The organism is Paracoccus marcusii, assembly GCF_006151785.1.
Classification (GTDB): Bacteria; Pseudomonadota; Alphaproteobacteria; order Rhodobacterales; family Rhodobacteraceae; genus Paracoccus; species Paracoccus marcusii.
Window position 1 is genome coordinate 1 of the sequence record NZ_VDDD01000099.1, and the last position, 12420, is coordinate 12420.

At 66.8% G+C, this 12420-nt stretch carries 15 protein-coding genes, 1 tRNA gene and 1 pseudogene; 5 read left to right on the forward strand and 12 right to left on the reverse strand.

What is annotated here, in order from left to right:
* A pseudogene (locus FHD68_RS13940) lies at nucleotides 1-190 on the reverse strand (M48 family metallopeptidase); the annotation flags it as partial.
* Between the two features lie 97 nt (nucleotides 191-287).
* Between FHD68_RS13940 and FHD68_RS13945 the strand changes: the two are divergent.
* Together FHD68_RS13945 and FHD68_RS13950 are read left to right on the forward strand one after the other, a co-directional pair.
* A complete protein-coding gene (locus tag FHD68_RS13945) occupies nucleotides 288-605 on the forward strand; it encodes an FYDLN acid domain-containing protein (RefSeq protein ID WP_045982970.1) in 318 nt (105 codons plus the stop codon).
* Between the two features lie 190 nt (nucleotides 606-795).
* Nucleotides 796-871: transfer RNA gene (locus tag FHD68_RS13950), tRNA-Ala, on the forward strand.
* Nucleotides 872-925: 54 nt separating this feature from the next.
* Here the strand turns inward: FHD68_RS13950 and FHD68_RS13955 are convergent.
* From FHD68_RS13955 to FHD68_RS13980, 7 genes are all read right to left on the reverse strand, one after another.
* Complete coding sequence (locus tag FHD68_RS13955; protein WP_139086023.1) at nucleotides 926-1597, reverse strand: hypothetical protein; 672 nt, start codon at nucleotides 1595-1597, stop codon at nucleotides 926-928.
* 45 nt (nucleotides 1598-1642) lie between these two features.
* The gene (locus FHD68_RS13960) at nucleotides 1643-2104 is read right to left on the reverse strand and encodes a hypothetical protein (RefSeq protein ID WP_127899020.1); all 462 of its coding nucleotides are present in this window, start codon (nucleotides 2102-2104) and stop codon (nucleotides 1643-1645) included.
* Nucleotides 2105-2115: 11 nt separating this feature from the next.
* Complete coding sequence (locus tag FHD68_RS13965) at nucleotides 2116-2343, reverse strand: hypothetical protein (RefSeq protein ID WP_127899021.1); 228 nt, start codon at nucleotides 2341-2343, stop codon at nucleotides 2116-2118.
* A 310-nt stretch (nucleotides 2344-2653) separates the two neighbouring features.
* A complete protein-coding gene (locus FHD68_RS19740; protein WP_255352789.1) occupies nucleotides 2654-2782 on the reverse strand; it encodes a hypothetical protein in 129 nt (42 codons plus the stop codon).
* A 52-nt stretch (nucleotides 2783-2834) separates the two neighbouring features.
* Nucleotides 2835-3965 (reverse strand): glycosyltransferase 61 family protein, encoded by a 1131-nt coding sequence (locus tag FHD68_RS13970; protein WP_052714852.1) that lies wholly within the window; start codon nucleotides 3963-3965, stop codon nucleotides 2835-2837.
* Between the two features lie 212 nt (nucleotides 3966-4177).
* Entirely contained in the window at nucleotides 4178-4690 is a 513-nt protein-coding gene (locus FHD68_RS13975; protein WP_139086025.1) for a GNAT family N-acetyltransferase, read from the reverse strand.
* A 119-nt stretch (nucleotides 4691-4809) separates the two neighbouring features.
* Entirely contained in the window at nucleotides 4810-5517 is a 708-nt protein-coding gene (locus FHD68_RS13980) for a GntR family transcriptional regulator (RefSeq protein ID WP_127899023.1), read from the reverse strand.
* A gap of 197 nt (nucleotides 5518-5714) precedes the next feature.
* On the opposite strand from FHD68_RS13980, the gene FHD68_RS13985 reads away from it, so the two are divergent.
* Both FHD68_RS13985 and FHD68_RS13990 read left to right on the forward strand, forming a co-directional pair.
* Nucleotides 5715-6926, forward strand: coding sequence for a CaiB/BaiF CoA transferase family protein (locus FHD68_RS13985; RefSeq protein WP_127899024.1), 1212 nt, complete (start codon nucleotides 5715-5717; stop codon nucleotides 6924-6926).
* Nucleotides 6923-7813 (forward strand): hydroxymethylglutaryl-CoA lyase, encoded by an 891-nt coding sequence (locus FHD68_RS13990; RefSeq protein WP_127899025.1) that lies wholly within the window; start codon nucleotides 6923-6925, stop codon nucleotides 7811-7813. Before FHD68_RS13985 ends, FHD68_RS13990 begins: the two co-directional genes overlap by 4 nt.
* 39 nt (nucleotides 7814-7852) lie before the next feature.
* Here FHD68_RS13990 and FHD68_RS13995 read toward each other — a convergent pair whose 3' ends face one another.
* From FHD68_RS13995 to dctP, 3 genes are read right to left on the reverse strand one after another with little or no spacing between them, the layout of a single operon-like run.
* The gene (locus tag FHD68_RS13995) at nucleotides 7853-9121 is read right to left on the reverse strand and encodes a TRAP transporter large permease (RefSeq protein ID WP_127899026.1); all 1269 of its coding nucleotides are present in this window, start codon (nucleotides 9119-9121) and stop codon (nucleotides 7853-7855) included.
* Nucleotides 9118-9675: a TRAP transporter small permease gene (locus tag FHD68_RS14000; protein WP_127899027.1), complete on the reverse strand. Its 558-nt coding sequence runs from the start codon at nucleotides 9673-9675 to the stop codon at nucleotides 9118-9120. Before FHD68_RS14000 ends, FHD68_RS13995 begins: the two co-directional genes overlap by 4 nt.
* A 10-nt stretch (nucleotides 9676-9685) precedes the next feature.
* On the reverse strand, nucleotides 9686-10681 hold the full coding sequence (gene dctP / locus FHD68_RS14005; protein ID WP_127899028.1) for a TRAP transporter substrate-binding protein DctP: 996 nt from the start codon (nucleotides 10679-10681) through the stop codon (nucleotides 9686-9688).
* Nucleotides 10682-11033: 352 nt separating this feature from the next.
* On the opposite strand from dctP, the gene FHD68_RS14010 reads away from it, so the two are divergent.
* Entirely contained in the window at nucleotides 11034-11312 is a 279-nt protein-coding gene (locus FHD68_RS14010; protein WP_045982978.1) for an SH3 domain-containing protein, read from the forward strand.
* Between the two features lie 6 nt (nucleotides 11313-11318).
* Here the strand turns inward: FHD68_RS14010 and FHD68_RS14015 are convergent, their stop codons facing one another.
* Nucleotides 11319-12305 (reverse strand): methylenetetrahydrofolate reductase, encoded by a 987-nt coding sequence (locus tag FHD68_RS14015; protein WP_127899029.1) that lies wholly within the window; start codon nucleotides 12303-12305, stop codon nucleotides 11319-11321.
* Nucleotides 12306-12420: the final 115 nt, after the last annotated feature.

Sequence of the window (12420 nt, forward strand, 5' to 3'; positions counted from 1 at the left end):
CGCGCAGCCAGTCCCGGCGCGACCGCGCGAAATCCTGCCCCTCGGCCAGGGGCACCCCCACGGGCAGGGTCAGCACCGCGCCCGACCCGTCGCGGGGCACGCGCAGGGTCATCCGCCGTGCGCGCGGCGACCGTCGCAGACGCACCGCCAGCCCCTCTTCGATGATGATCCGCTGATCGCCGCTTGCCATGCCCGCCTTGGCCTGCCAGATAAAGCCTTTGACACCCCTTGGCCTCTGTGGCAGGGGATCACCCGATTTCCCCTAATCGCGGCTGAAGGAGAATACCATGCCCAAAGAGGAATGGGGCACCAAACGCCTGTGCCCGCATTGCGCCACCCGCTTTTACGACCTGAAGGCAGATCCGATGACCTGCCCGGCCTGCGGGAACACATTCACGGTGACCAGCCTGACCGACGGTCGTGGCAAGACGCTGGTGACCGAGAAGACGGCCGCGGCGAACGATGACGACGAACTGGTCGACGACGAAGAGGATATCGCCGACGACGCGGGCGAGATCGACGACGACCTGCTGGAAGAGGACGACGACGACGGCGACGTGTCGCTGGACGACATCGCCGATGTCGCGGGCGACGAAGAGGAATAAGACCCAAGGCCGCGCCCGAAATGGCGCGGCCTTCTTCGTTGCGGCGCATCGATGCGGAGCGCCGCACAGGCCTGCCGGGGGAATTTCCGGAAACTGCACGGCGCCGCCGATTTTCCGCTTGCACCCCGCCGCGCCCCCTCCTATAGACCCCACACGCGGCGGCGCAGACGCGCTTCGCGGACCTCACGGTGGGGCCATAGCTCAGTTGGTAGAGCGCTTGAATGGCATTCAAGAGGTCAGGGGTTCGATTCCCCTTGGCTCCACCATTAGACTTTCTTTGATATTTCAGACAGATGAGCCGACCCGCAGGGCCGGCCTGTCTAGACGTCGATCTCGAAGCCTGGCAGCCAGCGGTGCAGCATTGTCCCCGGCAGGTGAACGGCCGGGCGCGACAGCGTCGTGCGCAACAGGCCGCGGCGGGCCGGATGGGCATTCCCCTCGACCCGCATGTTCTGGCGCTGCATCGCATAGCGTACGCCGGTAACCGGCCCGTCGATGGTCAGGTGCAGATCATGGCCGTCAAGGGCCAGCGCGGTGATCATGCCGCCGCCGGTGACCTCGACGCCCAGAAACGCGTCGATGCCCCGGCCGCCATAGGGCGAGGCCTGATGGCCCGCCAGGGCTTCGTCCGGGCGCAGGGCAAAGCGCAACGTGATCCGGTCGCCCTGACGCCGTGCGGTCGGGCGCGGGATCGTCCAGCCGCGCCCTGCCATGGTTTCTTGCAAAGCCCATGCCGCCAGCTCTCCCATGATGCGGGAATGATGCAGGTCCGGGTGCACGCGGTCGGACAAGGCCGAGGGATAGATCGGCCCCACCATCACGGCATCGTCGCGCCCGGCCACGAAGGCCAGCTGATCGGCGGCGGCATGGTTCGTGTCGCTGCCGTGATGCGACTGGTCCGACCCCGCGGTCTGCATCAACAGGATCATCTTGCGCGCGGCGGGGTAAAGATCGTCCAGCCGGGCCCGGATGCGGTTCCAGTGCGCCTGCAAGGCGTTCAGATACACACCCGGCGCGGCCTGGCGGTCGGCTTCTCCCTAGATCCAGAAATAGACGACCGTCTCTGGCGCGCTCCCCTCCCGCAGATACGCAAGGTGCGTGCCGTCGATGATTATGTCCATGTTGTGACGGACCAACCCGTCGGGGTCCTCCAACAGCGCGATCGACTGACCGGCGACAGGATTTCCGGAGATGCTGATCGGCGCGAAACGCTGCACGTCCTCTGCCTCATCCCCGTGTCCAACCAGGGCCCGCGCCATTGGCAGGGCCGGCGGAACCGGCTTGGATATCCTGACACGCGTGAACTCGGCCTCAGACAGCGCAACAGGACCGCTGCGCTTCTGCAAGCCCTGCAGCTCAATGATGCGACGCTCGGGCCCGGTGTGGATTCCGCTCAGCATTTGCACATTCAGACGAGCGATGTCAGCCAGCGCAAGCTTGTCGACAGCCGGGACATCGGGACCAAGGGCCAAGGATTGGCCATTGAAATGAATCAGCAACGGTGATCCGCTTACCGCTTCGCCTGCCCCGCCCGGCGGGACGAAAGCCAGTCGCGCAGTGCACCGATATCGGTTTCGTTCAGAACCTGAAGCGTCAGATCATGAAGTGTCACGGCGGCCTTGGTACCGGCGTGAATCTGTCGAATCTGCAACAGCGGCATTGCATCGAAGGCTGCGGCCTCTTCGATCAGTCCATCGTCATGACAGGTCAGCAGATGGCCGGACGCGGTAAAATACAAAGCAGACCGTCCGGCGCGTGTTCAGCTTGCTTGCGAAATCAACCCGGGCGGTACCGACCCTCGCAACCCAACGGGTTCCCATATCGCGAAACGACAAACTCAGCCCGCTCTGATCGATCAATGACAGCAGGGTGCCGTGCGGAGATGGCTCTTTCTGTGAAAAGCATATTTCGACCAGAATGGCCTCTGCCTGCAGCAACGCCGTCGCAGGCAGGACGCATCGCAGGCTGGTGCCCTGGACAATATCGATCCTATCCGGCCCGGCGGACAGAACCGTGCCGGGCGGATGCGCCCTGAGCGAAAGGTCGCGCTAGCCCCGCAGCGTGACCGCGGCGACCTGACTGTCCGGGGTGTCAGGCAGCGTCAGGACCATGGGCGCGGGCACCGATGCGCCATCCGACCCCGGGGTCGAGCCGTCGGACACGTTGCTGCCGGTCATCGGGCCGGCGACACCCGGCCGGACCTGCCCGATGCCGAGAGATCATGGCCCCTCATGCCGAGACCTTGGCCGTTCTTCTGGCGTGACGTTCCAGATTTTCGTCCAACGGGTTGAAGGCCTGTCCGTGCAGGTCGGCGATTCGCTGCAGATCCGCGTCGCGCTGGCTGTCGGTCAGTGCCGGCCATGGCGTGTCGCCGCTAATCATGCCGCGATCGCGCAGCATCCGCCAAGTCCGCGGAAAGTCCATCTCGCCAAACGACCCACGTCCGGGGCGCAGCGCGCCGCCCTGAACCCAGTCGCGTTCCAAGGTGTTGATTTCGAACGCGGTCATGCCGGTGAAGGTCTGCAGCTGGCGGACGAAGCCGGGTGCAAAGTCCATGCTGCGCCGGGTCAGGATCGCCACCCGCTGCGCGGCATTGCCGACATAGGCCATCATGTGCAGCGGAGAGCAGTCGACCGTGATGATGTCCCGCGCCGCCTTGTAATGCGCGATCTGGACCGCGGCCGGGTGCTTTTGCGGATGGAACATCTGATAGCCTTCCTGGGCCAGATACCCTTCCAGCAAGCTTTCGGCGATCAGGCCGCCGCGCTGCGCGGGCAGCAGGCTGCGCGAGACATAGATCCGTTCGGGCCCCGCCGGGTCGATCCCCGCGCCGGCATGCGCGCCGACAAAGTCGCGGAACTTGGCGCTGCCGACGGTCAGATCGCCCATGCCGACGCCTTGGCGCGGCACGTGCAGACGCTCGACCCGGGTGGGCGTGGTGATGCAGCGGACCGGCACATCCAGTCCAAGCGAATCCATCAGCGGCCGCAGGGCCTTGAGCATCGGTTCCAGGTTGGCCGAGCTTTGCTTGGGCGTGAACAGCACGCCATCGATCTGGCCCCGCAGCGCGTCCAGCGCCCATGCACGGGCAAAGCTTTCGGTGATGAAATGGCCGAAATGACCGTACAGCGTTCCCCCGAACATCCAGCAGCCGGACAGGGTTTCGACCGTGTCGGGCATGGCGGGCGCAGCGTTCACGGGCTCCCGGCTGTTCGACCAGCTGATCGAGTTTTCGACCATCCGCCCGTCGGGTGTCAGAACGCCCGACGCCTGCTGGCGGCCCCGCCCGTCAACGGGCGGTGGCACCAGGATCGCGTCCTGAACAAGAACCAGATCGTCGGGGGCTTCGAGGTCGAACATCGTCAAACGCTCCGATGGCTGCAAATCTTCGGGGTGAAATGGTACATGATGCTTCAACTTAGGAGAGAACGGTACAGGACCGGAGCGATCCGGTCCAGCCGCTACGCGCCCCGGCCACGCTCAAATGCAGCAAATGCCGTTCGGACGGATGGGATGACCGCCGCAATCCACCCCGGCGGCATTCCCGTCCGGCGCGCCGTGGTGTCGTGGCCCTATCGGGCGGTGGCGCGGCTGAACACGGCGTTCGGATAGGCCTGATCGGCGATCCGGAACGCCGTGGTGCCGACCCTGTCGAACCCGTTCCCTTGATAGAAGGCGATCGCCGGGGCGTTCTCGGCATTCGTGGTCAGCCAGACCGAACCGGCGCCCTTGCCCGCCGCATGTTCCAATCCCTGGTGGAGAAGCGCCCGACCCAGACCGCGGCCTTGGTGACGCGGCTGGATATAGAGGGTGGATATCTCGGTCGTGGAGCAGCCAGCGACGGGCGCCGCCTTTCCGCTGCTGATGCGGATGAACGCGTCCGGCCCGTCGTCGTTCTGAGAGACGATGACATGTTCGTCCGGGTCGCCGATCACCGCGGCCAGCCTTGCGGGTGTGAACTGTGTCAGGGCGCAAGTGGCAAAAGCGTCGCTGACGCCGTGACGGATGTATGTGCCCAGCCAGACCTCGATCGAGATGGCGGCAAGCATCGGGGCATCGGAAGGTTCGGCCAGGCGAAATCTCATGCCATCGCCTTTGATCGGGACGTTGCGTGCGGGCCCACCGGCAACCAGTTCATACGCCGCAAATCCGGCAGGATACCGGCACCGCAGATGGCCGCGTTCCGATGATTGGTCGGGTGCGATCAGTCATGGCCGCCAGCCTGGAACAGGCTTTCGGCGGACGCGTCCGGGGCGGGATCGCTGTCCATCGTATCCTCGGCGGACAGGATGTGGACCTGCATCATGCGTTCGGCCCAGTGCGGCTTGCGGGCGGCGATGGCGGCGGCGATCTCCAGGTGATGTTGGGCCGAACGGCGCCGCTGCTGGGGCGTGAAGCGGCGGAAGGTGCGCGTGACCAGCGCCACGTCGACCGTCGCGCGGATCAGGTGCATCAGCCTGGGGGATTGCGTCGCCTCGGCGATCAGCGCGTGGAACCGGGCGTTCTCCTGGTCGATGCCGGCGATCAGGGCTTCGCTGTCCTTGGCGACCTGCGCCAGCGCCTGCATGCGGTGGGCGGAGGCGGTCAGCGCCTCGATCTGGGCGGGCGTCGCGCGTTCGGCGGCCTTGGCGGCGGCATAGGATTCAAGCCGCAACCGCAGTTCGAAGATCTCGCGGACCTCGTCGGCGTCGGGGACCACGCACCACAGCCCCTGCCCCTTGCGACGCTCCAGCAGTCCCTCCAGCAGCAGGCGCTTGATCGCCTCGCGGATGGGCGTGCGCGAGATGCCCAGGTCCTCGGCCAGCCCGACCTCGGTCACCTTGCGGTCGGACGGCAGGCGTCGCTCCAGGATCGCCTGGCGCAGTTCGCGATAGGCCCGCCTGGACGCACTTTCGGCTGATTCCGGCTGCATCTCGAACCCTTCCGCCACGTGCTGCTGGGGCGCAGTTCATCATCTGGTCGGGGGCATTACAATCCCCGGCAATGAGTGCAGGAAATCCGGCATGCTTCACTGGTACCATAGAAAATCGATCTTCAGCCACAAAAATGGATACAAATTTTAGGCCGCGCGGATTAAAACCGTCATGAACGCATCAGGGAGGGATGGCGATGACAGGGAAAGCACCGTTCGGGCCGCTGCAGGGTCTGCGGGTCGTCGAGATGGGGCAGCTTTTGGCGGGACCGTTCGTCGGCAGCCGCTGCGCCGATTTCGGGGCCGAGGTCATCAAGGTCGAGGCGCCGGGCAGCGGCGATCCGATCCGCAGCTGGGGCCGCCTGCAGCACGAGGGCAAGACGCTGTGGTGGCCGATCATGGCACGCAACAAGAAATCCGTCTCGATCAACCTGCGTGCCGCCGAGGGGCAGGAGCTGGCGCGGTCGCTGATCGCGCAGGCCGATGTCCTGATCGAGAACTTCAAGCCCGGCACCTTGGAACGGTGGGGCATGAGCCCGGAGCAGCTGCACGCCCTGAACCCCGGGCTGGTGATCGTGCGGGTCTCGGGCTTTGGCCAGACCGGCCCCTATGCGGCGCGACCCGGCTTTGCGTCGGTGGGCGAGGCGATGTCTGGCCTGCGCTATATCAACGGTTATCCGGACATGCCGCCGCCGCGCTATGGCATCTCGCTTGGCGACACGCTGACGGCGCTGTTCGCGTTCGAGGGGATGATGATGGCGTTGTATCACCGCGACCGGAACGGCAGGCGCGGCCAGGTCGTGGACGCGGCCATCACCGAAAGCTGCTTTGCGATGCTGGAAAGCACGGTCACGGAATATTCCAAGGCCGGAGAGGTCCGCCAGCCGTCCGGCACCGGGCTTGCCAAGATCGCGCCGTCGAACATCTATCCGGCCAGGGACGGCACCTATGTGGTGATCGCGGCCAATGTGGATGCGATGTTCCGCCGTCTGACGCAGGCGATGGGCCAGCCGCATCTGGCGGACGATCCGCGCTTCGTGACCCATATCGCGCGGGGCGAGAACGCGGAGCTGCTGGATTCGATGATCGCGACCTGGTCCGCGTCGCTGGACGTGGCCGACCTGACCGCGCGGCTGGAACAGTTCGGCGTGGTCTTCGGCCCGATCAACTCGATCGCCGAGGTGGTCCAGGACCCGCACTTCCGCGAACGCGGCATGGTGCGTGACCATCACGACGATGACTTCGGCACGATCACCATCCCCGGCGTCTTCCCGGTCCTGTCCGAGACGCCCGGCGACATCGCCTGGCTGGGCCCGCAGCAGGTGGGCGCGCACAACGCCGAGATCTATGCCCGGATCGGCCTTGGCGAGGAGACGATCGAGGATCTCAAGGCGCGGGGCGTGATATGAGCGTCACGATCTGCGAGGTCGGCCCGCGCGACGGGCTGCAGAACCTGCCGCGCCTGTTCTCGGTTCAGGAGCGGGCGCATCTGATCGCCGAACTGGTAGCCGCGGGGCTGCGCCAGATCGAGGCCGTCAGCATGGTAAACCCGGCCCGCGTCCCGCAGATGGCGGATGCCGAGGCGGTGCTGGACGCGCTGCCGTCTCTGACGGCGGTCCAGCTGTCGGCCCTGGTTCTGAACCGCAGGGGGGCCGAACGGGCCCTGGCGACCGGGGTGCGCGAACTGCGCTTTGCGGTCGTCGCGTCGGACACGTTCTGCCGGCGCAACCAGAACATGGGCAGCGACGACAGCCTCGCGGCCTTTGCCGCCGTGGCGCCGATGGTCGGCCAGGCCGGGCGGCAGCTGACCGGCGTGATCGCCACCGCCTATGGCTGCCCGTTCGAGGGAGAGATCGCGCCCGCGCGGATCGCGCAGATGGCAGAGGCGCTGCGCGCGGCGGGCGCCGACCGGATCGTGCTGGCCGACACGATCGGCGTCGCCGCCCCCCGCGACATCGCGCGGGTCCATGACGCCTGCCGCGACGCGCTGGACGGCATTGCCTGGGGCGTGCACCTGCACAACACCCGCAACACTGGCTATGCCAACCTGATGACCGCGCTGGAACGCGGCGCCGGCATCATCGATGCGTCCATCGGGGGGCTTGGCGGCTGTCCCTTCGCGCCCCGCGCCACCGGTAACATCGCGACCGAGGACGTGCATTACCTGCTGCACCGCGAGGGGATCGACACCGGTCTGGATCACGACCGGCTGGCCCTGCTGGTGGAGTGGCTGGCCGAACGCGTGCCGGACAAGATCACCGGCCAGCTGGCCCGCGCAGGCTGGTTCGGCGCCTGACCTGCATCGGCGCCCGGCCGTCCGGCCGGGCGCCGATCACTACAGCCCCGGTATCGCCAGGACGATCTGCGGGAACAGCGCGATCAGGAACACCGACCCCAGCATGATCGCGACGAAGGGCAGCGCGCCCTTGGCCACCACCGACAATGGCGCACGGTCCAGCGACTGGATCACGAACAGGTTCAGCCCGACCGGCGGGGTGATCAGCGCGACCTCGATCAGCAGCACGAAGAAGATGCCGAACCAGATCGGATCGATGCCAAGCGCGATCACCGTCGGCATCAGCACCGGCACCATGATCAGCAGCATCGACATGCTTTCCAGGAAGAAGCCGATGAAGATCAGCATGACCGCGATCAGCAGCAGCGCCAGCGTCGCCGTGTTGAAGTAGTCCTCGAACAGCCAGGCCAGTTGCGCGGGCAGCTGATAGAGGGTGATCGCCTGGCCGAAGATCTTGGCGCCGATGACGATCAGGAAGATGACCGTCGTCGTCTTGACCGTGTCGCGCACCGCGCCCAGAAACACCGCGCGGCTAAGCCGTCCGCCTGCCGCCAGGATCAGCAACGCGACGGACGCGCCGATGCCCGAGGCCTCGGTCGGGGTGAAGATCCCGCCATAGATGCCGCCCAGGATCGTGCCCGCCAGCAGCAGCGTCGGCAGGGCGCGCCGCGTCGCGGCCAGGCGTTCGGGCCAGGTCGCGCGCGGCATCGCCTGATGGGTGCCCTGAATCGCCGATGCGATGACCACATAGACGCCGAACAGCACGATCAGCAGGATGCCCGGACCGACGCCGGCCAGAAACAGCTGACCGATGCTTTGTTCGGTGATCGCGCCATAGATGATCAGCGGAACCGAGGGCGGAATGATGATCCCCAGCGTGCCGCCTGCCGCCATCAGGCCCAATGTCAGGCTGCGCGAATAGCCGCGCTTGACCATCTCGGGGATGGCGACGGTGCCGACGGTCGCGGCCGTGGTGATCGAGCTGCCCGAAATGGCCGAGAAGACCCCGCAGGACAGCAGCGCCGCGATGCCCAGGCCGCCGGGCCAATGCCCGACCCAGTTCTGCATCGCGACGAACAGGTCGCGCCCGATCCCCCCGCGCAGCAGCAGGTTCGACATCAGCAGGAACAGCGGGATGGCCAGCAGCACGAAATCGTTGATGCCGCCGAACAGCGTACTGGCGACCATCGACAGCGGCAACCCGTCGATGGCCAACAGCCCCGCACCCAGGATGCCCAGCGTGAAGGCCACCGGAATGCCGGTCATCAGCAGCGCCAGAAGCGCGCCGAAGATCAGGAACGGGGTCATCGTCCGGCCTCCCCAGGAGCGTTGTGCGACAGCTCCTGTTCGGTGCTGCTGGCGAAATCGGGGGCGGGACGGCCCGGCAGCCGGATCAGGTCCGCCAGCGCCTGCAAGGCCAGGATCGCAAAGCCAAGGATGATCGGCAGTTCGGCGATCCAGGTCGGCATCCGCAGCATCGAGGGCTGGCGCCGCCCGAAGGCGATCGAGTCCAGCATCGATCCCGTGGCGACCCACAGAACAAAGATCGAGAACCCCAGGATCGCCACAAGGCTCAGCGCCTCGGCCGCCTTGCGGCCTGCGGGGGGCAGTTGCCCGATGACGGCAGTGATGCGGATCATGTGCCCGTCGCGCAGGCAATAGCCCATCGCCAGGAAGGTCAGCCAGATCATCACCGTAGTCGCGACGTCCGATGTCCAATGCGTGGGGGCGCGAAAGACATAGCGCGCCACCACCTCATAGGTCAGCAGCATCGTCATGGCGACGATGCCCACCTCGGACAGGCGCGCCGCGATCAGCGACAGCCCGTCCGCCAGGCGCAGCGCGCCACGGGATGCAGTCATGCCCCTGCCCTCAGCGCAGCGCGTCCAGCGCCGTCAGAAGCTGGTCTCCCGCCTCACCCGCCTCCTGGCGGAACTGCTCGACCGCGGGGCGGGTGGCCTCCTGCCAGACGGCGATCTGCTCGGGCGTCAGTTCGGTGACGGTCGCATGGCCGTTCTCGGCCAGCCACTGCGCGGCCTCGACATTCTCGGCCTCGGTCTCGGCGCGCATCTTCTCCTCGGCGCGGATGGCGGCCTCGGTCATCCAGGCCTGCTCCTGTTCGGACATGCTGTCCCACAGGGCCGGGTTGATGACCGCGATGAATTCGGCCAGGCCGTGGCTGGTCATGGTGACATGATCCATCACCTCATAGAGCGCGCGCGACTTGACCGCGGTGGTCCCGCTCATCCCGATATCGACCAGGCCGCGCTGATAGGCCACGAACTGCTCGGCGCCGCCGACGACCACCGCCGATCCGCCTACGGCCTCGATCAGATCGCCGGTCGGCTTGCCGGTCGCACGCACCATCTTGCCGCGCATGTCCTCCGGAGAGACGACCGGCGCGCCCTTGGACAGCATCTGCACCGGGCCGTAATCCTGCCACCACAGCACCTTGGACCCGGCCTCCAGCAGCAGGTTGTCAAAGGTCGTGCGGAACGCGCCCTCACGGTCGGCGGCGCGCGCCAGGATCTGATAGTCCGGGAACATGAACGCGACCGAGAAGATGCCGGCTGCCGGGACGGACCCCGCATATTCGTCGGCCAGCACGATGCCCATGTCGATCGCGCCGCTGGAGATCGCCTGCGGCACCTCCTGCCCCTTGAACAGAGAGGCGCTGTCAAAGACGCGCACGGTCATCTCACCGCCGGAAATCTCGTTCAGCTGCTCGGCGAAATAATGGGTGTTCGCGCCGACGGGATGGTTGGCACCGACCTGGACGGTCATGCGCAAGGTCCGCTCGGCCGACGCATCCCCGGCCATCAGGCACATCGCGCCGCTCATGACGGCAGCCGCTATCGCGTGTTTCATCACTTCCTCCCTGATATTCCCGGCCCCTCGCCGTGATCCGGCCGCTCCTCCCCGAGTGCCGATACTTTCAGATAATGCATACAATATTTTTGCTGTAAAGCGGCGCAGACGATCTGGTATCGCCGTTCAACGTGCAGAAAGGGCATCGACGAATAATAGTATCGGCCACCCAACTCGCCTTGCACACAATTTCCGTCAAGGGTTCGTCCCTTGACCGGTGGCCCCAATGCTTTGAGCAACGCCACCTTCCCGGCATCCAAAGCAGCGTCAATCGACCGCGACCGGTGCGAACCCGATTGCCGTCATGGGCGCGATGGTGTCGTATCGGCGGCGAAACGATCAGGGACCTACAATGCGACCATATCTTGCCGCCTTTCTTGCGCTCATGACGGTCACGGCCTGCGCGGTCGGCTCCGGCGCGGTGGTGCAGGGTGCCGGCCCCGACGACCTTCTCAAGCTGCGCGAGGGGCCGGGGCTGAACCACAGGATCATCATCGGCCTGCCCGACGGCACGCGCCTGACGCGCCAGAACTGCGTGACCACCGACGGCAAGGTCTGGTGCAGGGTGATGCTTGCCGACCGGCCCAGCGTCTCGGGCTATGTGGCGGCAGAGTACCTGGCGCATCGCTGACGGCGGTCAGTCCGCCGGGCGCCCGTCGCGCACCCCGGACTGGGCGATGATCTCGGACACCAGGTGTTCGCGGCGATAGGCCATGACATGTACGCCGCTGACGCCCGCAATCGCGCGGATCTGCTGGATCAGCTCGATGCACAGGCGCTTGCCCTCCTCGCCGGGATCGGCGGCCCGCTCCATCCGGGCGATCACCGCGTCCGGGATATGGACACCGGGAACGTTGCTGCGCATCCAGCGGGCGGCCCTGGCCGAGGCCAGCGGGCCGACCCCGGCCAGGATGAACACCCGCCGGTTCAGGCCCAGGTCGCGGACCCGCGCCATGAAGCGCGCGAAGGTCGGGACGTCGAAGATATAGTTCGTCTGGATGAAGTCCGCGCCCGCCTCGACCTTCTTGGCCAAGCGGTCGGGACGCCAGTCCAACGGCGCGATGCAGGGGTTCTCGGCCGCGCCCAGGAACATGCGCGGCGGGCTGGTGATGCGGCGGCCCGACAGGAACATGCCATCGTCGCGCATCGTCCGGATGGTGCGCAGCAGCGAGATCGAATCTAGATCGAAGACCGGTCGCGCGCCGGGCTGATCGCCCAGCCCCACCCCGTCGCCGGTCAGGCACAGCACGTTGCGCACCCCCATCGCCGCCGCCCCCAGCACGTCCCCCTGGATCGCGATGCGGTTCCGGTCGCGGCAGGATATCTGATAGACCGTCCCGATCCCCGCCCGCGTCAGCAGGGCCGAGATGCCGATCGACGACATGTGGCAGTTGGCCCCCGACGCATCCGTCGCGTTGATCGCGTCGGCGACCCGGGCCAGCGGGCGCGCGGCGGCAAAGACATCCGCGGGGTCTGCGCTGTCGGGCGGGTTCAGTTCGGCGGTGACCGCGAAATGACCCTGGCGCAGCACCCGCTCCAACCGGCTGCCCGACACATGGCCGGGCGGCGGCGGGTCATAGGACGGCTGCCAGCGGTCGAAATCGACGGGCGGAATGTCGGTCATCGGCGCGGCCCCCGGTCGGCCGGTCGCGGCTCGACCGCCAGGGGCGCGGCCGCTGGTTCATGGGCGCGGGCCTGCGGAAAGGCGCGGGCGATGGTGCCGCGGGGGGCGTCGGACG

Bases quoted from the DNA above. Each gene is read 5' to 3' on its own strand.
- FHD68_RS14000 (WP_127899027.1), bottom strand. From the start codon at position 9,675: ATGACTGCATCCCGTGGCGCGCTGCGCCTGGCGGACGGGCTGTCGCTG.
- FHD68_RS14010 (WP_045982978.1), top strand. From the start codon at position 11,034: ATGCGACCATATCTTGCCGCCTTTCTTGCGCTCATGACGGTCACGGCC.
- FHD68_RS13990 (WP_127899025.1), top strand. From the start codon at position 6,923: ATGAGCGTCACGATCTGCGAGGTCGGCCCGCGCGACGGGCTGCAGAAC.
- FHD68_RS13970 (WP_052714852.1), bottom strand. From the start codon at position 3,965: ATGTTCGACCTCGAAGCCCCCGACGATCTGGTTCTTGTTCAGGACGCG.
- FHD68_RS13995 (WP_127899026.1), bottom strand. From the start codon at position 9,121: ATGACCCCGTTCCTGATCTTCGGCGCGCTTCTGGCGCTGCTGATGACC.
- FHD68_RS13975 (WP_139086025.1), bottom strand. From the start codon at position 4,690: ATGAGATTTCGCCTGGCCGAACCTTCCGATGCCCCGATGCTTGCCGCC.
- FHD68_RS14015 (WP_127899029.1), bottom strand. From the start codon at position 12,305: ATGACCGACATTCCGCCCGTCGATTTCGACCGCTGGCAGCCGTCCTAT.
- FHD68_RS19740 (WP_255352789.1), bottom strand. From the start codon at position 2,782: ATGACCGGCAGCAACGTGTCCGACGGCTCGACCCCGGGGTCGGATGGC.
- FHD68_RS13985 (WP_127899024.1), top strand. From the start codon at position 5,715: ATGACAGGGAAAGCACCGTTCGGGCCGCTGCAGGGTCTGCGGGTCGTC.
- FHD68_RS13945 (WP_045982970.1), top strand. From the start codon at position 288: ATGCCCAAAGAGGAATGGGGCACCAAACGCCTGTGCCCGCATTGCGCC.
- FHD68_RS13980 (WP_127899023.1), bottom strand. From the start codon at position 5,517: ATGCAGCCGGAATCAGCCGAAAGTGCGTCCAGGCGGGCCTATCGCGAA.
- dctP (WP_127899028.1), bottom strand. From the start codon at position 10,681: ATGAAACACGCGATAGCGGCTGCCGTCATGAGCGGCGCGATGTGCCTG.